25 protein-coding genes and 1 pseudogene are annotated in these 22,266 nt (G+C 41.6%); 25 read left to right on the top strand and 1 reads right to left on the bottom strand.

From position 1 onward, the window contains the following. The first annotated feature begins 17 nt into the window (after nucleotides 1-17). The 25 genes and pseudogenes from NL111_RS10695 to NL111_RS10445 all read left to right on the top strand — a co-directional run bounded on the left by NL111_RS10695 (nucleotide 18) and on the right by NL111_RS10445 (nucleotide 20,009). A pseudogene (locus tag NL111_RS10695) lies at nucleotides 18-1,299 on the top strand (phage portal protein). Next, on the top strand, nucleotides 1,283-2,254 hold the full coding sequence (locus NL111_RS10560) for a minor capsid protein (RefSeq protein ID WP_285110036.1): 972 nt from the start codon (nucleotides 1,283-1,285) through the stop codon (nucleotides 2,252-2,254). The pseudogene NL111_RS10695 and the gene NL111_RS10560 overlap by 17 nt, the downstream one beginning before the upstream one ends. Nucleotides 2,255-2,358: 104 nt before the next feature. Next, a complete protein-coding gene (locus tag NL111_RS10555) occupies nucleotides 2,359-3,075 on the top strand; it encodes a capsid assembly scaffolding protein Gp46 family protein (RefSeq protein WP_285110035.1) in 717 nt (238 codons plus the stop codon). Continuing rightward, entirely contained in the window at nucleotides 3,075-3,893 is an 819-nt protein-coding gene (locus NL111_RS10550; RefSeq protein WP_285110034.1) for a N4-gp56 family major capsid protein, read from the top strand. The genes NL111_RS10555 and NL111_RS10550 overlap by 1 nt, the downstream gene beginning before the upstream one ends. Before the next feature lie 49 nt (nucleotides 3,894-3,942). After that, complete coding sequence (locus NL111_RS10545; RefSeq protein WP_285110613.1) at nucleotides 3,943-4,176, top strand: Ig-like domain-containing protein; 234 nt, start codon at nucleotides 3,943-3,945, stop codon at nucleotides 4,174-4,176. Nucleotides 4,177-4,187: 11 nt separating this feature from the next. Beyond that, nucleotides 4,188-4,559 (top strand): phage head-tail connector protein, encoded by a 372-nt coding sequence (locus NL111_RS10540; RefSeq protein ID WP_285110033.1) that lies wholly within the window; start codon nucleotides 4,188-4,190, stop codon nucleotides 4,557-4,559. 4 nt (nucleotides 4,560-4,563) lie between these two features. Beyond that, nucleotides 4,564-4,869 (top strand): hypothetical protein, encoded by a 306-nt coding sequence (locus NL111_RS10535; protein WP_285110032.1) that lies wholly within the window; start codon nucleotides 4,564-4,566, stop codon nucleotides 4,867-4,869. Further along, nucleotides 4,862-5,203 carry an HK97-gp10 family putative phage morphogenesis protein gene (locus tag NL111_RS10530; RefSeq protein ID WP_285110031.1) on the top strand — a complete coding sequence of 114 codons (342 nt, stop codon included), beginning with the start codon at nucleotides 4,862-4,864 and terminating at the stop codon, nucleotides 5,201-5,203. The genes NL111_RS10535 and NL111_RS10530 overlap by 8 nt, the downstream gene beginning before the upstream one ends. Beyond that, nucleotides 5,204-5,605: a hypothetical protein gene (locus NL111_RS10525; protein WP_285110030.1), complete on the top strand. Its 402-nt coding sequence runs from the start codon at nucleotides 5,204-5,206 to the stop codon at nucleotides 5,603-5,605. It abuts the gene before it with no gap. A gap of 17 nt (nucleotides 5,606-5,622) precedes the next feature. Further along, on the top strand, nucleotides 5,623-6,228 hold the full coding sequence (locus tag NL111_RS10520; protein WP_285110029.1) for a phage major tail protein, TP901-1 family: 606 nt from the start codon (nucleotides 5,623-5,625) through the stop codon (nucleotides 6,226-6,228). A gap of 77 nt (nucleotides 6,229-6,305) precedes the next feature. Then, entirely contained in the window at nucleotides 6,306-6,581 is a 276-nt protein-coding gene (locus NL111_RS10515) for a hypothetical protein (RefSeq protein ID WP_285110028.1), read from the top strand. Nucleotides 6,582-6,589: 8 nt separating this feature from the next. Beyond that, a complete protein-coding gene (locus NL111_RS10510; RefSeq protein WP_285110027.1) occupies nucleotides 6,590-7,051 on the top strand; it encodes an Ig-like domain-containing protein in 462 nt (153 codons plus the stop codon). A 62-nt stretch (nucleotides 7,052-7,113) separates the two neighbouring features. Further along, the gene (locus tag NL111_RS10505; RefSeq protein WP_008842043.1) at nucleotides 7,114-7,449 is read left to right on the top strand and encodes a tail assembly chaperone; all 336 of its coding nucleotides are present in this window, start codon (nucleotides 7,114-7,116) and stop codon (nucleotides 7,447-7,449) included. Between the two features lie 98 nt (nucleotides 7,450-7,547). Next, nucleotides 7,548-7,865, top strand: coding sequence for a hypothetical protein (locus NL111_RS10500; RefSeq protein ID WP_243909967.1), 318 nt, complete (start codon nucleotides 7,548-7,550; stop codon nucleotides 7,863-7,865). Then, nucleotides 7,849-10,869 carry a phage tail tape measure protein gene (locus tag NL111_RS10495; protein ID WP_285110026.1) on the top strand — a complete coding sequence of 1,007 codons (3,021 nt, stop codon included), beginning with the start codon at nucleotides 7,849-7,851 and terminating at the stop codon, nucleotides 10,867-10,869. Before NL111_RS10500 ends, NL111_RS10495 begins: the two co-directional genes overlap by 17 nt. Continuing rightward, the gene (locus tag NL111_RS10490) at nucleotides 10,870-11,631 is read left to right on the top strand and encodes a phage tail protein (protein WP_285110025.1); all 762 of its coding nucleotides are present in this window, start codon (nucleotides 10,870-10,872) and stop codon (nucleotides 11,629-11,631) included. Beyond that, the gene (locus NL111_RS10485; protein WP_285110024.1) at nucleotides 11,631-14,576 is read left to right on the top strand and encodes a phage tail protein; all 2,946 of its coding nucleotides are present in this window, start codon (nucleotides 11,631-11,633) and stop codon (nucleotides 14,574-14,576) included. The genes NL111_RS10490 and NL111_RS10485 overlap by 1 nt, the downstream gene beginning before the upstream one ends. Next, nucleotides 14,576-14,989, top strand: coding sequence for a hypothetical protein (locus tag NL111_RS10480; protein WP_285110023.1), 414 nt, complete (start codon nucleotides 14,576-14,578; stop codon nucleotides 14,987-14,989). Before NL111_RS10485 ends, NL111_RS10480 begins: the two co-directional genes overlap by 1 nt. Nucleotides 14,990-14,992: 3 nt before the next feature. After that, nucleotides 14,993-16,828 carry a BppU family phage baseplate upper protein gene (locus NL111_RS10475; RefSeq protein WP_285110022.1) on the top strand — a complete coding sequence of 612 codons (1,836 nt, stop codon included), beginning with the start codon at nucleotides 14,993-14,995 and terminating at the stop codon, nucleotides 16,826-16,828. A 14-nt stretch (nucleotides 16,829-16,842) separates the two neighbouring features. Next, entirely contained in the window at nucleotides 16,843-17,676 is an 834-nt protein-coding gene (locus NL111_RS10470; RefSeq protein ID WP_285110021.1) for a hypothetical protein, read from the top strand. Continuing rightward, nucleotides 17,676-17,999 (top strand): DUF2977 domain-containing protein, encoded by a 324-nt coding sequence (locus tag NL111_RS10465; protein WP_285110020.1) that lies wholly within the window; start codon nucleotides 17,676-17,678, stop codon nucleotides 17,997-17,999. Before NL111_RS10470 ends, NL111_RS10465 begins: the two co-directional genes overlap by 1 nt. Then, entirely contained in the window at nucleotides 17,999-18,130 is a 132-nt protein-coding gene (locus tag NL111_RS10460; RefSeq protein ID WP_285110019.1) for an XkdX family protein, read from the top strand. The genes NL111_RS10465 and NL111_RS10460 overlap by 1 nt, the downstream gene beginning before the upstream one ends. A 106-nt stretch (nucleotides 18,131-18,236) precedes the next feature. Next, entirely contained in the window at nucleotides 18,237-18,464 is a 228-nt protein-coding gene (locus NL111_RS10455) for a hypothetical protein (protein WP_285110018.1), read from the top strand. Next, a complete protein-coding gene (locus NL111_RS10450; protein ID WP_285110017.1) occupies nucleotides 18,464-18,703 on the top strand; it encodes a phage holin in 240 nt (79 codons plus the stop codon). The genes NL111_RS10455 and NL111_RS10450 overlap by 1 nt, the downstream gene beginning before the upstream one ends. Beyond that, on the top strand, nucleotides 18,687-20,009 hold the full coding sequence (locus NL111_RS10445; RefSeq protein ID WP_285110016.1) for a GH25 family lysozyme: 1,323 nt from the start codon (nucleotides 18,687-18,689) through the stop codon (nucleotides 20,007-20,009). Before NL111_RS10450 ends, NL111_RS10445 begins: the two co-directional genes overlap by 17 nt. Before the next feature lie 883 nt (nucleotides 20,010-20,892). On the opposite strand, the gene NL111_RS10440 is transcribed toward NL111_RS10445, so the two are convergent. After that, a complete protein-coding gene (locus NL111_RS10440; protein WP_285110059.1) occupies nucleotides 20,893-22,008 on the bottom strand; it encodes a site-specific integrase in 1,116 nt (371 codons plus the stop codon). Between the last annotated feature and the right edge of the window lie 258 nt (nucleotides 22,009-22,266).

The raw sequence follows: 22,266 nt of genomic DNA, 5'->3' as shown, positions 1-22,266 counted from the left end.
ATTTTATCTTGCAACACATGATGATTGCAGAACACTATAAAAGTTTGCGAAAAGATTACATCGGCGATCATGACATCTTGCATAAAGACACGCACCGCGGTAACCGCCCGGATAACCGATTAGTAGCTAATTTGGCACACTATATTGTTGAAACGTTTAACGGATTTTTTATTGGAATTCCACCCAAAATTACGCTTGATGATAAGCAAGATAACGAAAAATTAAAGCAATGGAACGACAAGAATTCATTTCAAGATAAGCTATCCGAGATTAGTCGGCAAGTAGATATCTATGGTCGTTCGATTGCTTTTTTGTATCAAGATGAGAATAGTGAGACACGAGTGCAGTACGCAAGCCCGTTATCCGCTTTTATCATCTACGATGACACAGTTGACATGAACCCGATTGCGTTCATTAATTACTATTACATCAATAATCGACTCCATGGGCAAGTCATCACAAATGATATTAAGTATGATTTGTCTGACACGTTCAAGATGGATGATGGTGAAGTTAATCAGTTCGGTACAGTTCCGGCCGTTGAGTTCTTTCAAAACGAAGACAGGCAAGGCGTTTTAGATAATGTGCAGACGCTGATTGATGCGTTGGATAATACGTTAAGTCAAAAAAGCTAATCAGGTCGAATATTTTGACAATGCCTATTTAGCAATGCTTGGCGTGCAACTTGAAGAGGACGAGGAAGGTAATCCTAAGCTTAATCTTGAAGGGCAACAAGTTATCTATTCGCCAGATGCCGATGCAACTAATGCTAGATTAGAATTTCTATCTAAGCCCGATGGCGATAACATGCAAGAAAATCTGATTGATCGAATTACTAATCTGATTTATCAAATCAGCATGGTATCTAATCTCAACGATGAGGCTTTTGCGGGAAATAGTTCGGGCGTGGCAATGCAATACAAATTATTGCCAATGCGTAACTTAGCAATGAATAAAGAACGTAAGTTTACTCAATCATTAAGACAACTCTACAAGCTATTGTTTAGCGTTGGAACGGTATTGAGTGACAGTAAGCAAGATGCTTGGCAAGACTTATCATTTAAATTCTCACAAAACATCCCAGCCAACCTTGCCGATGAAGCTGCCACTGCTAAGAATCTTGAAGGAATTACCAGCAAGGAAACGCAATTATCGGCGTTGTCAATTGTCGATGATCCAAAAGAAGAAATTAATCGCATGGAAAAAGAACAAGCTGATTCAATTAAGAACTCACTTGAAGCTACAGGCAATTTGACCGACCAACAGAAAGCTGGTGTAGACGGTGGCGAAGAAGAATAGTGATGATTATTGGAAGCAGCGTGAAGCCAATGAACGCAAGTGGATTGAATCTAACATCAAAAACGATAAGGACTTCGATAAGCTCCTTCAAGAGCACTATGACACTCTGTTAGATAGCATTAACAAGGATATCAGTGAGCAGTACACACGTTACGCAAAACGTGAAGGATACACGCTTGCCGAAGCTCGTAAAAAGGTGGCTCAAGAAGACGTCCAAGCGTTTTCTAACCAAGCCAAAAAGCTGGTAGCAAAGGCGAGAGATATCTTCAAAAAGAAAGGCAAAGTAGAATATGCCGACTTTTCAGACGAGGTCAACACTCGGTTACGCCTCTATAACGCTACAATGCGAATTAACCGTTTGGAAATGCTTAAAGCCCAAATTGGTTTAGAAATGATTGATAACAATATGGATATATACAGCTCAATGACTGACAGGCTCAACAATGAGTACGTAGACGAGCTAAAACGACAGGCTGGTATCTTATCAGATTCAGCTGGAGCAGTTAAAGCAGCTGAAACGTCTAGCATTGTAATGGCGTCTACGGGCAATGCTAATTTTAGCGAACGATTATGGGCTAATAGCGACGTTTTTAAAGCTAAGCTTGACCAATTGCTAACCAAACAGATGGTGCAGGGATTGAATCCGAGGGTGATTGCACGATATTTGAAGTCTTATCTTAAAGATGAGGTTAACAATGCTAGATATGTAACTGAACGTTTAGCACGGACTGAATCAGCTAGGGTACAGACACAGGCGCAGTTGAGGAGCTTTAAGAAGTACAATATTAAAACCTGTAAATGGCACGCAGAACCTTCTGCCTGTAAGATTTGTCTTGAGATTGCATCCTATAACGACGGCGTTTATTCGGTCGATGATGTTCCAGATTTACCTGTGCATCCCAATTGTAGATGCAGCATTTCGGCTTGGCATGACAAAACTAATAGCGATGACTAATTACGGTTACCGCTATTTTTATGCTCTTTTTCCTGTTTGCAGAGCTAAAAGAACAACTGAGTAGCCTCCCAAGGCTTTAAATGCGAGCAAAAGGAGAAATCGTTATGAAACTAGAAGAAAAATTACCAATGAACTTACAATTCTTCGCTGAACCATCAGATGATAGTGGCAATGCTACTAATGATAATCTTGATCCTAATGCAGACACCCATGCTAGCTCGGAAGATGCACAAAGACAACAAGAGGAAAACGAAGAAGAAAATGGCAAAAATAAAAATATCGATGGCGATAAAACCGTTGAGAAACTCAAGAAGCGTCTAGATTCTAAAACAGCTGAAAACCATGACTTGAAGCAAAAGTACGATGAACAATCTCAATTGCTTGATGATTTGAAGTCCGGACGCAAATCAATCAAGGAGCTTTTTTCTGATGACAAAAAGTCAAAGGAAGAAACTGAAAAAGATAATGAGATTGCTAAGTTAAAGGCTGAAATCGCCCGTACTAAAGCTATCAATGAAACTAATGCAGTCTTTAAAGACCAAGGCTTAGTAGTGAGTGATGACGTCCTTAACATGGTTGTAGGCAATGGTACTGATAATGACGCTATTTACGAAAACGCAAAGGCGTTGACAGGCTTGATTAATAACATTAAGGAAGATACTAGAAAAGAGTTTATGAAAGGATCGACACCACGAATCAGTGGCAAGAAATCAGCTAAGGTTTCGACAAAAGATTTTGATCAAATGACATTGGCTGAAAAGGTTCAACTCCTTGCAAACGATCCCGACAAGTTTAATAAATTAACAGGAGGAATTAAATAATGGCAGATACAGCCCCAACAAAAATTGCAGATTTAACAAACCCAGAGGTATTAGCACCGATTGTGTCCTATGAATTACAGAAGGCACTTCATTTTTCACCATTAGCAAATGTAGATACTACTTTACAAGGTCAACCAGGGACAACATTGAAGTTTCCTAAGTTTACCTACATCGGCGATGCACAAGATATTGGTGAAGGTGAAGCTATTCCGCTTGATAAATTAGGGACAGAAACGCAAGAAGCAACCATTAAGAAGGCTGCTAAAGGGACTTCTATTACTGACGAAGCAGTGCTTTCAGGATATGGAGACCCACTCGGCGAATCGACTCGTCAATTAGGTTTGTCGCTTGCCAATAAGGTTGATGACGACGTATTGGAAGCTGCTAAGACAGCAACTCAAACAATCACGTTCGATCCAACAGTTGATGGCATTCAAGCCGCGCTTGATATCTTTGATGATGAAGATGACAAGGTAGTAGTGGCAATTATGAGCCCTAAGGATGCAGCTAAGGTTCGTAAAGATGCTATGGCACAAAAGCTTGGTTCAGAAGTGGGCGCCAACCAATTAATCAACGGCACATACCTTGACGTATTAGGTGTTCAAATTGTGCGTTCTAAAAAGTTAAAAGAAGGCGAAGCAGTATTTATCAAGGTGGATCCAACTAAGCCAGCTCTTAAGTTAATCATGAAGCGTGGTGTGCAAGTTGAAACTGACCGAGACATTACTCGTAAGACAACCATCATGACAGCTGACGAACATTATACAGCTTACGTTTACTACGACAAGAACCTTGTCTACTCAGCCCCAAAAGTGTAAACCCACCTGCTAGCGGGATTACAGCTAGTCAAAAAACGTTGTCCGAAAGGTGGGGGACACTAAAGATATTACAATCACTAGTGATCCAACAGATGCGAGTGATGCTGACGCCGTAGTTAAGGCTACTACAGCTACATCAAGTGATGAGACTGTTGCCACGGTTGTCAAAAAGAGTGATGGGACGTTTACTGTAGCGGGCGTTAAGGCTGGTACAGCAACTATCACGTTCACTAGCGGCAAATTGACCACAACATTAGCGGTAACAATCACTGACGCCGTCTAGGGGGTGGTCAAATGGATGAAACAGAAGATTTGAAGAATCTTAAAGTGTTGTTAGCAATGGAAGGTGATAACAGTAGGGACACCTTACTGAATTTAATCCTCAAAAACACCAAAGCATCGCTTAAGATTAAGCTTCATCGCAAAGCTAAGGACGATGTACCAGCAGAGCTTAATTACATTCTGTTAGAGGTGGCTGTGCGGCGCTTTAATCGGTTTAAAAACGAAGGTATGACTAACTATTCGCAAGAAGGTGAAACAATCACTTTCAAGGATAGTGATTTCGATGACTTTTTAGATGATATTGCCGATTGGCTATCGGACGAAGAAGATAAGCCTACATCGTTAGGTAAGGTTAGTTTTATTTCGGGATACCAAGGGAAGTGATGGGATGCGATTTACAGACAAGGTTCAATTTTACAAATTGAATGACCATTATGACCCCGATAATCCCAGTGGAGAGCCAGTTAAGGTTGGTGAAACTGTTGCCAACGTGACACATCTGGGCTTGACCCGGGCACAGCAACTGTTTGGAGACATCGATACCGATAGGCTGGTGGTACGCCTGATTAAGCCGTATGGCATTGATTGGGACGTGCTGACTGTTAATGGTGGAGATACATTCTATAAGCTCCAGACTGGTGTACATCCGCTTAAGATAATGGGTTTCATTGTGGGGGAAACACAAAATGAGTAACTATAATTTTTCGATCAAAGGTCAAGACCTTTTAATTAGAAAATTGAAGCAAAAAGCTCAAAAAGGTGCAGTTAAAGCTATTGTTAAATCCCATACTGCGAACATGGAGAGCAAAGCACAAGAGTTAGCCCCTGTTGATACAGGTAATCTAAAACGCGGTATCAGTTCACAATTACTAAAAGGCGGAATGGCAGGAGCCATTATTTCTTCTGCGGAATACTCGGGGTACCAAGAATTTGGTACTCGTTTTATGGCTGCTCAACCATACATGGGTCCGGCTTGGCGAAAGGAACGGCCACTATTTTTAAGCGATTTGCATAATTTAGTAAGGTAGGTGGTTAATATCAGAAAATCACCAGCACAAGACGTCTACGATCGCTACTTCATGCTTTCCCGGAAAATGGGATACGACACATACGACTACTTGCCACCTGACAAGGTCAAATATCCGTTCGTCGTAATGAGTAGCGTCGAAGATAACAAAAATAACACCAAAACAGAATTGACTGGATCAATCGTGCTAACCATTGATTGTTGGGGCACACCGAAACAGCGTTTAACCATTACAGATATGGTTGAGCGCTTTTTTTATGCCTCAATCGGACACATCAACACAGAAAGCTACGCGTATTACGGGCAAGCTCAACAGCAATCAACCCGCATTTTGATTGACACCAGCGTACCTAATTCAACTTTATTGCATGGAATTGTAACGGTTGAACTACAGATTCAATAGAAAGGAAGGAAGAATAAATGCCAGAAACCAAAAATGATAGCGTGCTTAAGTTCTCCGGTGACGATGTTGTCGGTTACGTTCGTAAGCTATCCAATGCCAAAACAGAATCAGCACAGTTAATCCCTGGGCAAACCTCATTTGAGATTGACTTCAAGCGAGATGCCGACACGGAAGACACAAAAGATGGAGGATTCCAAACTAGTTCTTCGTTGGAAACGGATGTGGAAATCGACTTCATTAACAACACTTCGAAAATTGCCGACCAGCTCATTGATTCAATTATGAATAACGAGGTTATGGAGATTTGGGGTGTTAATCGGAAGCGTAAAAACAAAGATGGTAAGTACTATGCGTGGTACATGCGTGGTGTTGTTTCTGAAGACGACAACTCCAACGATGCAGGCGACAAGTCCGAACGCGACGTGTCGTTTGCGATTCAAGGCGTGCCACAACGGGGCTGGTTAACGTTGTCTGCTGATCAACAAGCCGAATTGGATTATATCTTCCGCGGTCTGGATCAGGTCACAGACGGCGAGGATGGCACCGAAAGCAACGGCGGAACTCCATGGGAAGATGCGGACGCTGGGACAAACGTGCCTGACGCAACACCATCGTCAAAATAGAAGCCCCAGTGGGAGTTTCTAGTACACCCACTAAAAATGGGGCTCTTGTACAAGCACATTAAAAGGAAGGACATATTATGGCAGATAGAACTAATCAACATTTGGTTATCTATGACAAGTCTGGTACTAAGAAATTTGAAGGAAAGGTTGGAGAAACAACGGTCGCAATTACTGGACTGGATGCAGGAACTGTCGTTGCAGATGGTGACTATCAGATCGTTTGGAACGACGGTACTAACGAATCAAACAAAGTAGACGTTCCAGGATTTACAGTTTTGTCACCAGTGCCAGATGAACCCGCCGAGGTCACAGTTGACCCAACCAGTGATGGAGCGAATGTTTCTGCACAGTAGGTGATTAAATGAGTACAGATCGTGCACATCAACATTTGGTTATTTTTGACAAAACAGGAGTTAAAAAATTCGAAGGAGATATTGGTAAAAAGACAGTGGCAATTACTGGTATTGAACCAGGAACATCAGTAGCCAATGGCGAATACCAAGTTGCATGGAGCGATGGCACAAGCCTATCTAGAAAGGTAGATGTGCCCGGCTTTACTGTAATAGTACCAGTTACAGGAATAACGTTAACTAAAAGTGAACTATCAATGACTGTTGGCGACCAAACCTATATTGGAGCAGTAATTTCACCGCCTAATGCAACCAATCAAAAAATTGCCTGTTCATCTACAGACGAAGCGGTGGCAACGTTTGATTACACAGGATTAGTTGTGGCAAAAGGTGTTGGTAAGTCAACGATTAAAGCTACAACCGTTGATGGTGGTTATTCCGCAGAATGCGTGGTTACAGTTACCGAAAAATAAAACTCAGTCGCCAACGAAATGAACAATACCTACGGGGGCGGCAATTAAAGGAGTAATAAGACATGGAAATTACAATTGGAAAGCAAAAACAAGAATTGAATTTTGGAGTACGTTTCGTAAATGAACTTGATAATGTAATCGGAGTTAAACGCGATGGAATTTCGTTGGGCTTTGGATTGACAAAGAGTATTCCAGCTTTACAAGCCTACGATACAGCAGTACTGGCTCAAGTCCTATACTGTGCGACCTTCCCTAATTCACCACGGGCAAGCCTCGAATCAATCTATGATTTTATTGATAATCCAGACACTGATATTGAAGGACTATTCAAAGAAGTTAACAAAGAACTTAAAAAGGCTAACGCAGTTAAGTTGGCATTAAAAAACATGAAAGCCTAGATGGCAAACGAAAAAGATCAAGCGATGAAGAATATCGCGAAATCATTCTATTTTCGTTAGCTTATCTAGGCTTTACTTCTATCCAAGAAATTGAGCGTATGACGATCAGCGAGTATTACTTGCGCTTAGAAGCCTACCAGCTTCGCAAAGTAGAAGATCGTACCAACTTAGCACTACAAGCATTTTTTAATCAGATGGTCCAGACACCTAAGAGTAAAAACAATCCGCATCCGAAGTACGACCAACTCGATAAGTTATACGACGCTGAAGCTGAAATCAGTGAGATTAGACATCAGTTCGAAGGATTACCTTCTAAACGAATTGAAAAGCAAGAACGTAGTCGCATGATTGCTGAGCGCTATGCCGCTTACCAGAAGATTAAGGAAAGGAGGAAGCAGAATGGCGGAAAGTTATAATGTAACGGCGATATTAAGCGCAATTGATAAAAATTTCAGTGCAACCATGGCAAAAGCCGCTGAGCAGACTGCTTCCTTTTCGTCCAAGGTTGGAGCCGTTACTAGCGGGGTTGGTAAGTCAATGGCTGTTATTGGTGGAGCGACCACTGCACTAGGTGTTAGTTCTGTTAAGTCTTTCGGTGACTTCCAAGCTTCGTTGAATAAGGCAGCTGTAACTGCTGGTGGGACGTCAAAAGACATTTCAGGACTAGCAGACGTTGCTAATAAGATGGGTGCCGACCTGCCTCTATCAGCGCAAGATTCGGCAGATGCGATGATTGAAATGGCACAAGCCGGTGCGAACGTTGGGCAGATTAAAGAACAGTTTCCTGCAATAGCCGAAGCGTCAACTGCGGCGGGTTCGGACTTGATTCAAACAGCTGGCGTTGTTCAGAATGCGATGAACATTTGGGGTGATAGCCTCGAATCACCAAAACAAGCTGCGGCGGCATTAACATTAACCGCTAATGCAAGTAATGCCTCAATTGAGGACATGCAACAAGCGCTAGCAACAATTGGTGGCACCGCGAAAGCGTCCAACATGAGTTTACAAACCACATCTACAGCCATTGGGCTATTAACTAACCGTGGTTATAGTGCGGCTCAAGCTTCTGATGATTTGAATCATGCTATTTTGCAAATGCAAGCTCCTAGCAAAGTAGCACAAAATGCTATGCAGAATTTAGGGATTAGCTTCACTGACGCCCAAGGAAACATGAAGCCATTCCCTACAATTCTTCAAGAAATTAGCAAGTCAATGGACGGGATGACATCGTCTGAAAAGCAAAAAAATCTTAAAGCAATGTTTGGTACTGCCGGAATGCAAGCAATTGGACCGTTACTTGATTCAATTAATGATAAATCAGGCTCTGTTACTAAGTCGTGGGACGGCATGTTTCAAGAAATTCAAAACGGATCTTACAGTGCCTCAGCGGCATCAAAAACTTTAAGTACGCAAGCATCAGAAATGCAGAAAAATGTTGGCTCTAAAATTGAGCAAATAGGCGGTAACTGGGAAGCTTTACGAAACAAGGCTATGGATAGCAAAAACGGCGTTGTCGGTGCCATGATTGACATGATCAATAATACTATTACGTGGGCGACAACTTCTAATTCATGGATTGCGAAAGTTATTCGTGGTTTTGTTGGACTATCTCCAGTCTTAGGACCTGCATTAGTTATTTTTGGAGGTTTGTTAATTGCGACAGTAAAAGTGGCATCGGCAGTCGGAAAGCTTGCTAAGGGCTTCTACTCGATAGGTAAGGCAGTAGTTGGCTTAGTCGCTAAGCTATTTGGCGTAGCAACCGGAAACACTGCTGTAGGTGCTACTTCCGAAGGTGCTGCTGTTGGTGAAAAAGCAGTTGGAAAGAATGCTGAAAAAAGTGCTGGACAGATGATCGCAATGGGATTCGCTGCACTTGAGATTGCGGCAGGATTCGCGTTGGTGATTGCTAGCCTGGCTGTGTTGGTACTTGCGATTGCGCAATTGGCTAAGCAAGGCATGGACGGCGTGGTTGCCTTAGTAGCGTTTGGCGCAACAGTCGCCGTGTTGGCTGGTGTTTTCGCTCTGCTCGGACCAGTGTTGACAGCTAACGCTGTGGGATTAATCGCGTTCGGTGCTGCGGTAGTAGCTGCAGGTGCCGGTGTTGCACTTTTTGGAGCCGGTATCCTTGCGATGGGAGCCGGGTTAGTCCTAGCTAGCAAAGGTGTCACGGCGCTAGTTAATGCTTTTATCTTGCTTGGTAACAACATTGGACTAGTAATCCCAATGATGGGAGCTATCGGTGCTGGCATGAGTGCATTGTTAAGCGGGATCCTTAATGCGGTAATTACTAATGTACCATTAATTGGACAAGCATTTATCACATTAGGAGAAACAATCCTTAATGTGATCGTTACCCTGACACCTCAAATTATCCAAACTTTCATGACGCTATTAATGGCGTTAATTAATGCAATTGTGACGTACGCTCCGCAAATAACAGAGGCGTTTGCACAATTGATAATCGCAATCTTGAACACGATTACCACATACCTACCACAACTAATTACTGCAGGTTCCAATTTGATCGTTGCGTTTTTAAATGGAATTGCGCAAAATCTCCCTAACATAATAACGGCAGCAGTTAATGTAATTGTTGCTTTTATTAACGGGATCGCAAATAACTTAGGCAGGATTATCGATGCAGGTATTAATTTGCTGGCTAAGTTTATTTTAGGAATAGCTAATGCAATGCCTAGGCTTGCTAGTGTCGCTGTTCAAGCTGTTGAGAAATTCGTCTATGGTGTTGGTAATGCTCTAGGACAAGTACTTGCATCAGGAACCAAGCTTATTGGAATTTTCGTTAAAGGTATTTTGGATGGACTGACCGGGTCTAGAAATTCTGGTACTAAAAATGCCAACGCTGTTAAAGACGGAATTAGTGGCATTTCATTATTTGGTGCCGGTCAATCTATTATTAATGGTTTTCTGAATGGTATGAAATCCGCTTATGGTGCTGTACAGAGTTTCATAAGTGGTATTGCCAGCTGGATTAAACAGCATAAAGGGCCAATTAGTTACGATAGACGGTTATTAATCCCTGCTGGTAAATCTATCATGCTTGGATTCAATGAAGGATTGATGAAGCAGTTCAGCAATGTACAGAGCAACGTTACTGCAATGGCAGGACAGGTAGCTGATAGCATGCAGTTTACGATGCCTTCGATTGATGCTTCAAACATGAGCAATAGTCTCCGTAGAGTTCAGTCACTATCATCGAACACCTTTGGAGCCAACTTTAGTGGCACAGTTGCCTTGCAAGATTCGACGGTGGGCCAACAAAACAATCTATTATTGAGGAAAATAGCCAACAAGCAACAGGCTATCTATCTTGATGGTGATGCGCTAGTTGGTAGGACTTATACACGCACAGATTCGGCACTCGGTAATCATGCTGATCTTAATGAAAGGTGGGGACGCTAGATGCAATATCGGTTTAGAAATTTACAACCAACATTGAGAGATGTGTTTGACGACAACCCAGAAGAAGGCTTTGCATTCGGTGATTTTGATAGCCGAAAAGCAGGGCTTTTTTTAGTTGAGCGTACAGCGCCTACGCCAGAAGAAAAAGAGATCACCGAGAGTGTGCCTTACATGCAGGGTGTTTACGATTTTTCAATGTATCAAAACGAGCGCTTTTTCGAAAATCGAGAAATCACATACAAGTTAGTTATCCCAATTGGTGTATATCACGATCGAAAAGGCGTCGAACAAGACATCAAGCGACAGCTAATGCCATTAGGGCGGCAAGCGTTGATTGACACACACGAGGAAATCTATTACTGGATTGGTAAGTGTAAGAGCGTGGAAGCTGACGATGATTCAGAAAAAGGACTATTGACCGTCACGGTAGCATTTGACTGCTACCCGTTTGCCTTTACCAACAATCTCGAAGGTGCAGACGTTTGGGATGACGTCTACTTCGATCACTGGATTTGGCAACCCGTCAAATTTACGGTCAATGGTAAGCAGAATATTCAGTTAGAAAACATTGGGTCGCATAAGGTGATGAGTAATTTTGAAGTGACTGGAAAAGTGACTATCAAAGGTGCGTTCGGTACGAAAACTCTAGACGAGAAAACCGATGAAAAGTCTTCAATTCCAATCCAAGTTGGTATTAACAAGATCACGCTTGATGGTAATGGAACGATATGGTTCAAATTCAGAAGGGAGGAACTGCTGTAATGTATAGAATTATTGCTTACAATGAGCCGACTGATACAGCAGGCTTTGTTATCCACGATCCCGCTGTTAATGAATCGGTTAGTGAAGGCAAGCTGAATCTTAAGCAGTCCGATGTTAACGATTTATCGCTAACCATCAATCAAGATAACCCTCTCTTCGGCAATGTGAGACCAATGCACACGCACGTTGAGGTCTACGACGATGATAAGCTTATCTTTCGGGGGCGAGCGTTAAAGCCTACGCGAGAGATGAAAGATTCCGGACAATTTCTGCAGACCTATGTGTTTGAAGACATTTCAAGCTACCTAATCGACAGCGTTCAGCGCTTTTTAGAAGTTAGAAACGCAACGCCTAAGCAATTTCTGGAGAAGGTTATTGAGGAGCACAATACTCAAGTACCGGCTTATAAGCAGTTCAATCTAAGAACTGTAACGGTTGATAATAGCAAGGATAACGCACTCCGAACAATTGACTATGCCACAACCAAAGAAACCATTAAGAAGCTACTAACGGATTCCGTTGGTGGCTTTTTGATTACTGAATATAAGGACGGTAAGAACTACCTGGATTACCTTAAGGCACCGGGCAAGGACCATAACAACGACACACCAATTCGCATTACCGAAAACATGCAATCGGCAAGCGTTACGATTGACCCGTCTAAGGTAATTACTAGATTGATTCCGCTAGGTGCACAGATCGAGACCCAGAACCCGGATAAAAAGAATGATGATAGTTCGGACGATGGGACTAAGTTAAGCGGTCCAATGCATGCTGTTAATGGTGACTGGGGGCCAGCGATTAAGTTTGCGGCACAATGTATGAACACTAAGGTGACCAACGCCCAAGTTGCTACTATCAAAAATGTTATTCAACATGAGTCCGGTGGTAGCGAGACAGTGGTTAATAACTGGGATTCTAACGCTGCAGCTGGGCACCCAAGCAAGGGACTACTGCAATTCATTGACACGACTTTTAAGGCGTACGCTATCGAAGGCTATACCGATATTCTCAAAGGCTTCCACCAACTGTTGGCGATGTTCAATGATTCCAATTGGGCTAGTGATGTCCATACTGGTGGATGGGGGCCCACCGGTAAGCGTCGTTATGATAAATTACCAGTTGAAATAGTTGCTAGCGGAGGTGGTAATTGGGGGTCTCCGTTCCCTTCTGTCGGACACGTAGCATTCGAAAGCGGACAACTTTTCGGCGTTCACCCTGGAGGAGAATTCCGACAAAATGGCTTCCATGACGGCTTAGACTTTGGGACGGCTAAGTATCCCGGCACCGACGTTCACGCCGTCCATGGCGGTAGAGTAACGCATAAGGGCTACATGGGTGGATTGGCATACTACTTCGTCACCCATTCCGATGATGGCTACAACGTGGTCTATCAGGAAGCATTCGGCAGTAGTAGCAACATCAAGGTTAAGATTGGAGATTACGTTAAGACTGGCCAAGTAGTCGGCAGACGGACAACCAATCACCTTCATGTTGGTGTGACAAAAAAGGACTTCAACTACGCAGTTGCACACTCGTTTACCAATAATGGTACATGGATTGACCCGGAGCCGTTAATTTTTGGATCAAAAAAGAGAATAATGTTGAGGGTTAAGCAGGTAGTTGCTGATTCGCCGTTAGCTAAGCAGGTAGTTGCTGATTCGCCGTTAGCTAAGCAAGCACTTGACATTGAAGCTGGGGTAAAGCTGTTCGAAGCGGCAAAGTCTTCACATTTAAAATATGAGACCAACTACCTCCGTGCGGACATCTTGTCTAATCAAGCACACGGCGACTGCTCATCGTTTGTGAGTTACTTTCTAGAGTTGGCAGTACACGAAACTGATCGAACGCTCTACACAACCGACACGTTGCACGGATTTTTGAAAAAACATGGCTATGCACTGCATTACGAGGGTAACACTAAGACGCTCCCGGCATTGCAGACTGGCGATGTTTTTATTTTGGGCAAAAAAGGCGACAAACCAAGCCATACCGCAGTAATGAAGGACGCGGATACGTTATTAGAGTGCGCGCAAGGTTGGAGCAATGGTTATGACCAAGGTGGCGCCGATATGTTTGAACATGGTAAATCCGGTGATGAGAATTTAGCTGCTTGGTGGAAACGGAATTCACAAGGTTGGAAGGGCGAATGGTACTGGTACCTATACCGTTTTGGCGGAAATATACCGGAGCAAGAATCGGGTGACCAAAAAGGTGGCACGATTAAATCCGGTGTCCGTTATACCATTGCGCCGGTTAACGATGGTAAGGATTACCTTGAGATTCCCGATTTTCAAAAAGAGTTCGGGATCATTAATGGTGCTGTCACGTGGGATGATGTTAAGGATCCGAACGAGCTATTGAGTAAGGCTAAGGCTTGGATCAGGAACCAAAAAGCGTCAACCAACTCTTGGAACATCTCGGCATTAGAGTTGCCGGACTACGACCACTTTAAGGTTTACGATCGCTACTTATTCGTTAATCCGTACGTAGCTGACACGCAGTTACTGACGGTGGTTAGCAAGGAGATCGACATTACCAATCCATTTAAGTCCACGCTAACAATTGGCGATAAGACGCCAAAGTTGACCGATTACCAGAACGAAAATCGAAATATATCCAAAGAAGTTTCAAAGCTGGCAAGCACAGTCACAACTATCTCTGGTGATGTTTCTGCCATGCGTGGTGGTGCGGGTAACTCTAGCAGTCAACTGCAAACAATCTACGACCGGTTAGGCAATACCAACGTGCCACAGTTGCAGAAAGACGTTGAAGGTATCCAAGATTTCAGCAAAAAAGCCGATGAACGATTGACTACCGCTGAAACAGACCTGAAAACTGTAAAGGAAGATGACGAATCGACTAAACAGAAGCTGGCTGAATATGAAAAAACTATCGCAGATTTAAATGAAAGATTAAAGAAATTGGAAGGAGCTGGTAGCTGATGACACAGGTGTTTAAAGACTATACCGAAATCAAAAAGGACCCAGCAAAGGTAGCCGAGATTGCCGACACAATCCGGCATGCGAAATTAGGAAGCGAGGTGCGAGAAGCAATGGCACAAGGATTTGAAACGATTGACGATTCAGAAGTTGTTAACCACCTTATCAGTGATGTTGAAGACCTGAAAGATGAAATCATCGGTTACCGTGCCGACGTTAAAAAATTAACGGAAATGGTTGAAAAATCAATTAACGACAACAAAACAAATATTGAAAATGTTGGAAAAGAAAATCGAGAAGCACTCAAAAAGTTTGATGAGGATTGGCAGTTGAAAATCGACCGAATCATTCTGGGGACCGACGAACCAACGCTCGACCGTATTATTGATGAAAAGTTAAATGAAAGGGGTGTGTAGCCTATGAGTATGTATCTAACTTTTACTATCGGGAAAGATAAACGTAATTTAGTTGACGATATTACTGATTTCCATATCGATAAAGAGACATCAACTAATCCGCAGTGGTTACAAGCTCGGCAAAATGAAGATGGGATGCGGCAAGTTTTTGTAACTGTTAAAAACGAAGACGGCTCACCATTTAATTTGACTGGTTGCAATTACTGGTTCCAAGGCAAGCTACCGGACGGCATCCATAAAATTATTGATGCTAAGCACGGGGTGACATTGGACGCACAGAACGGAAAATTCCGCTTTGATATGCCGAAGCAAGCTTTTGCAGTTGCGGGATCCTATGTTCAAGCGTTTTTCAGAATCGTTAGAGACGGTGAAAGTATTACTACACTTGAGTTTGATCTAACTGTCCTAGCTGATCTTGTCTATAACGACCTAGTGCCATCGGATTATATAACGCCGTTCGAAGATTTGTATTTCAAACTCAAAGATTACATCGTTAAGGCTAACGGTGACTTTGAAACAGCAATGGCGCAATGGAAGAAAGATGTAGCTGACTTAATCACTGAGCTTAATGCTGACGTTAGCGGTATTAACCTGACAATTACCGAGATTAAGACTCAACTTTCAGCACTTGAGGACAAGATTAAGGCTGACGGGTTGCTTACACAGGCTGATTTTGATGCTCAGATTAAAATTGTTAATCAAAATATTGAAGATGCACTTGAAAAGTTAAAGGGCAATATTATTGTTGGAGATAATATTCGGATTGGTAATTTCGTTTCGAAAAACAATCAATCGGCGATTGAAAACCTGCGATCGTTGATGGATCCTAGTTTGTTCAACTTTGTGTTTTTTACAGACTGCCACTACGACCAGTGGAACGATCCGAACCGCACTGGGCTCGACCGTCTAAACAATGCACTATTGATGGACGGTTCAGTCGATGCAATTATTGCTGGCGGCGATAATGTTGATGGCGGTTCAGCATTGTATGATATCGTGTTAAGCCAACATAAGGAATTTATCAACGATATGCTTTTTTATCATAATGGTTCATCGGATAAATTTATTTTGAAAGGCAATCATGATGACGCAAGTGGGCGCCCGGTTAACTATCTCCGTACTGGTGATACTCAATTTGCCGGTACCACACCAATTCCAGCCAATGATTTAAAGCGAATGTACAACAATTCGGCTCTATTAAATGGAGAAATACGGAATGGAAATAGCAACTATTTTTATAAAGATTATCCCGAAAAGAAAGTACGACTAATTGGACTTGATTCCAATGATACGCCTGAAGTACTCAAATCAGACGGCACATTGAAGTATCTTGGATTAATCTACATGGGTTATCAAGAGGAACAAATCAATTGGTTAGCTAATGTTGCTTTACAGAACGTCCCAGAAGATTACACAACTATAATTGTCGGGCATATTCATGCGGATGCAATGAAAGATAGCGTGGACGAAGATAACATCTACGGAGATCACTATTACAACGTGGATCTAGTTAATCAGGTAATCAACGACTTCATGCGTGGCACATCCAGCATGGTGACAAGTAACACGAAGAATTGGGAAGTTTCTGTTAAATCTGACTTCACAAGCCAGGGTAAGCGAATTATGGCGGGTTACATTCACGGACATCAGCATCAAGATAATTACACTAGTGACCTTGGATTTAACAACATTGGGATCACATGTTCCGTTGGAAGCGACGCTAGCAATCCCAGTGACGATGGTTGGGTCGTAGTAAGTGTGGATCCGGTAAATCAAACAATCCAATTACGTAGTTTTGGGCATGCTACCAGTCGAAATTTCAAATTCATTAACGGATAATAGGAGGGATAATTTTGGCAAATAAATCAATTAATAATCCAGCGCACGATATAGTTAATAGTTTAACTCCCTATGTTAATAGGGACCAGGCAATTACCGAGATGGGGATGATGGAGGCCATCCAAAAGCTAGCTGCGGTTGTCGATGCGCACATTGGTAGTGGGGTTAATGCTCATACTCCAGTTAGTCGTTATCAGGCAGGCTTTATGACCCGTGACTTGTGGCTAAAATTTTATGAGATTGCGGGAAAGCGAACTTACACTGGTGGCGGTAAAGACATTATGGCGTTAGAGCCGGGAAAATATTACGGTCTTAAATATAAAAATGGTCCTTTAGCAGCCGATGATGATGCAATTGTTACCGTAGATGTGTCCGAAATTGAGGGTATGGGAAAACAAATTTCTGTTATTAAATCCTATACAGGTCAAGCATATTTTTATACCGAACACACTAATGGAGCTGGGACTAATTACAATGCACCGAGCGTTTGGACAGCAATTCCTAGGTTAGCAACTCTGTGGGAGGGTAGTATGACTACTGTAGGTACTAATTTCACCTTAGCTGACAAGATTGAAAAATACACACGATTGATATTTACAATAAACTCTAATAACGGGGCATTTTATGATGTAACAACGCCGGCGGTGGGGAACACTTTTAAAATTAACGCCATTCAACACCAAAATACGCACTTGGGTATGAATAATTTTGAAGTAACGCTTACTATTAGTGGTGACTCTGGCAGCATTACTAAAAATGTATCCGACGCTTATAACGAAGGCACGGCTGGACCGGTTGCGGCTTCGAACCTAGCATCAATTCGCAAAATTGTGGGGGTGGTCCAATAATGCTTAGTTTAAAAGTCGACCAAAATATCATTGTTGATTATGCCATTGGTAGTGGATTAATTGGTGACAACGTTATTCAGTATGATGGAAAAATACCAGATGATTTCTACGAAAATTATAAACCGTTTTTTTATTTACTAAAAAATAATGAGATTGTAGAGAACCCAGACTATGTAGAACCCAAACCACCAGTGATTGGTCCAAGTGAACAAGATAAAATTAACGCTCAAATAATGATAAATCAAGCTAAGCAAAAGGAAGAACAAGATGAATTCAACGCTCAAACTCTATTACAGTTAGCTAAACTAGGAGGCAATAAATAATGTTTAAATATATTAAAAAATACTACGAAGAAGGTTTATACACTAAAGACGATTTAAAAACACTTTTGAATGGTGAACTGTTAACTCAAGATGAATATGATTCATTAATTAACCCAACGCCTGCACAATAGGCGTTTTTATTTTGGAAAAAGTAAGGAGAAAGAAGGTGCAAGATTGCACACACTGTTGGGGTTGTCTTGGGGGGAATGGGCATCGATTGTAACTATCATTCTTTTTATGGCAGGCATAGTTAGCCTGCTTTTTAAATACATCGTTTTTGGCCCATTTCAAGATGATATAAAAGATTTAAACAAAAATTTTAAAGCACTTAATGATAATCTGAGAGAAATAAAGGTTAGCATTAATGAGTTAGATAAGCGAGTAGACGAGCATGATCGGCGGTTAGACCGCCACCACGAAAGGATTAAGGACTTGCAAAACAAAATATGGGGAGGTAGTTATTAATGAAGAATGTAAAAAACATCAATTGGCATGATGGTAAATTGTGGGCAGGATTGATTAGTTTACTAATCGTTTTGGTTCAGCAGTTAATGGTAGCCTTTGGTTACAATTATCCAGTCGACTGGCAAAGCATTGTAGGGATTATTAACACTGTACTAACCATCCTAGGGATGCTAGGGGTAATTAGTGATACAACTACCGTTAGTAACCAGACAGGAGGGCAAGATGACAAAACTAAATAAATTAAGATGGGTTGCTGCAATTGCGGCAGCCTTTTTTGTTGGAGTAAGTGCCGCTCCACTGGTCAGCGCCAATGCTGGTGGTGCTACGAATAACCAATACACCAACGTACAGCATAAAGCGGTTCAGAAACACTCCACCACTGCCAAAGCTAAAACGGGTAAGGCGAAAGCTAAAAAGTCGGTTACTTCGGTACGTAGCCAAGGTGTAGACTGGGCTAAGTATCAAGGATATAGCGGAGTTAAAGGCTATAAGAACGACCAGTTTGCGATTGCACAAATTGGTGGATCATACGGTGGAACGTTCATTAACCAAGCTACGTACAACAGTCAAGTTGCTAGTGCATTAAGTCAAGGGATGCGAGCTCATACTTATATTTGGTATGGGGTTGGTGGTAGTACAGCACTCGGTAAGCAATGCCTTAACTACTACTTGCCACGCGTTAAAACACCCAAGGGTTCGATTGTTGCCCTCGATTATGAAGATGGTGCAAGTGGCAGCATTAAAGCTAATACAGACGCTATCATTGCTGGTATGCAACAAATCAAGGATGCTGGATATACGCCGATGTATTACAGTTATAAGCCTTATACGCTTGCTCATGTTGATTACAAGCGCATTATACAGAAGTTCGGTACATGCCTTTGGATTGCAGCTTATCCCGATTACTTAGTCCGTAGTACACCATATTGGGGAACTTTCCCAACTATGGATGGAGTGGCTATTTGGCAGTTCACATCTACGTATATTAATGGCGGACTAGATGGCAACATCGATTTAACCGGAATTACGCACAACGGTTATGATGGCAAGCAACCGGCACCAAAACCAGTTAAACCAACGCACAAGAAGCGCGTAGATGTAACCTACGCAATGCATCAACGTAATGGTCGCTGGTTGTCACCAGTTAAAAATGCTGGTTCAGGTGCTAACGGATTTGCAGGCATGCCATACAGTGCGCACGATATGCTTTACATTAAAGTAAACCGTGGTTCAATCAAATACCGCGTCCACACAATCGAAGACGGTTGGCTTCCGTGGGTACACAAAGCAAACAAGAACGATACAGTCAACGGCGTAGCTGGTATTAAAGGCCACACTATTGACGGCGTGCAAATGTACTACACCACACCAAAAGGTGAGACTTACCAACAAGCATACTACCGTTCACAATCTACACAACGTGCTGGCTATCTAGGAGTGTGCGCTGATAATGGTTCAGTTTCAGGGTTTGATTCGTGGGCCGGCATGTATGGCGAACCGCTAGATCGACTCCAGATTAGCATTAACGATCATAGTAATTTTTAAGTTTAACTAAATAGGAAGTAATTATTTAGCCTCTGTCTTCGGACGGAGGCTTTTTTGTTGTCTGGACAGGTTGTTTTAAAGTGTATTTGGGTGTAGGATAATCATCAGTAGGAGTATTAGTTTAAGGGCTAAAGGGGGAGTAGTCTCTTGAATTGAGTTCTCCTATTTTTTATTGAAATGACATCATTATTCTCCAATGTAGGAAAAAAACTTATTTACGCCAATTATTTCGGAAAATAACTTAAAATACAGAAAAAGCCCACTCGACCAATAATTGGTTAAGTGGACTTTCCTTAATACGATTAAAGTATTACAATGAAGTTGCAAGCTAGGTTCTCCTCCAAAGAATATCAGGCTTGCCAGGAAATCACCAGCTTAGAAATAGGCTGCGTGATTTTTTGTTTGTGTAATTTATTTTGATATCTGAAAAAGACAGGTTTATATAGTTAAGGGGTAAAATTCATCGTTAATACAAAATAAATCGCAGAATTTATATTAAAGCAAATATAGAAGCATTGCAAGCAACATGCATGGCTAATATATTACGATTGATGACACGATTTACTGATACAAAATAGAAAAAGCCGAATCAAGAAGAATACAAAAAGCACCCATATAGGTGCCCGCTTATTTAAACATGAAGTACTGCTATATTGTTGTGGTGCTATAGTGGTGCGGTAAACACATTAAAGTGTTGATATAACGGCATTTATAAGGAGTTTTCAAATCTTGTACTCTCCTTATTAGTACCCTTTTAGAAGGTTTTATGAAACGTCGCAAAAGTGGCTGACACCTTGGAAACACTGGTGTTAAGCCACTTTTTTGTTAGATAGAATAAAATGAGAATATTATATGAAAAATGCACTTCGGTGCTACTCCGGTGCTATAAAATTTTTCGCACATTTTTTGAATTCAGTGAAATCTTATCAAGTGATTTTTCGATACGTAGATCAGCTTTTTGTTTGTATTCGTCAATTAGATATGAATATACTCGACTGGTTGTTGATATATCAGAATGGCCTAATCGCTTTGATATGATAAATAAATCAACGTTTTCGGATAAGAGATACGCCACATGCGTATGACGTAACGAATGAAAGTGAAAACTAGGTTTATCGATTCCACAATGGGCTAATGATTCCCGGAGTGTTTTATTTACTGCGCTGGAAGAGGGCACCGTACCATATTGATTAGTGAATATCTTGGTGCTACTGCTCTTAGGTTTCAGCTGTTTCAGTAACTGTGCTAAATCGTCGTTAATCTTAATGATTCGCACTGACGATTCGTTTTTAGTTGGTTGGAATTTTTGTTCTTCATCATTCCAAGACCGTCGAATAGAGATGGTATTAAAGGTGGTATTGATATCTTTCCAGGTCAAGGCTTGAATTTCACCTAGACGAGCGCCAGTATAAATCGCAGTTAGAATCATGTACTTGCTTGTAAAATGCTTATTTAAACTACTACGAAGATAAGTGGATAGAGTGTTCATCTCATCAATGTTTAAATAATCAATTTTGCGAGTTTTGCTCTTGTTGAAAACCATGGAAACGCCGTAGACAAAATCTTTTTCAATGGCTTTATCGTAGAGCGCATCTTTGACACAAGCATGAATCAACGAATTAAATTTAGTTACGGTGGACTTAGCATGCTTCTTGCCAAAGACATTGATGAATCGCTGGTAATCTTTCCGGGTGATCTCGCCAACCGGTTTTTTAGCAAGTAACGACTTCTTTAAAACGTGATATAGTTGCATGTAAGTAGCTTTAGTCCGATTAGTTACTGAGGGTTCTTTATACGTTAGGTACCAATCATAAAAATAAGCAGGAAAATAAGTTTCGCTATCAATATCCCGTTTATTTAACTGGAAATCTGCGGCCCATAATTCTGCCTCGGATTGCGTTTTAAAATTATACTTGCTTTTGTAGTGACGTTTTCCCTCCTCATCTCGCCAGGTTATCCTAGCAGTCCATTTTCCATTTTGTTTTTTAATACTTGCCATAAAAGCGAACCTCCGTTCTGTTGTTGGAAGCAGGCTTCAATGTTAAAATAAGCGTACATTAAAGGAGCCACTTCCGTGGTTTTTCTAATTTGGTAGTCACATCCCAAACTTTGGTCGGTGGGGGAAGTGGCTTTTTTGTTATGTAGTTAACTTAATTATTTAGCTACTATTTTTTTCAATTAAGGGTATAACATAGAGTGTATCGAATATGCATTTCCTATATTATTAAAGTAAACATGTTGTATAATAGCGTTATTA

Origin of the sequence: Pediococcus sp. AC40 (genome assembly GCF_030252485.1) — a bacterium.
In the GTDB taxonomy this organism is placed as follows: domain Bacteria; phylum Bacillota; class Bacilli; order Lactobacillales; family Lactobacillaceae; genus Pediococcus; species Pediococcus acidilactici.
Note: the sequence above shows the minus strand (reverse complement) of the source record. Positions and strands in the feature narration are given on the sequence as shown.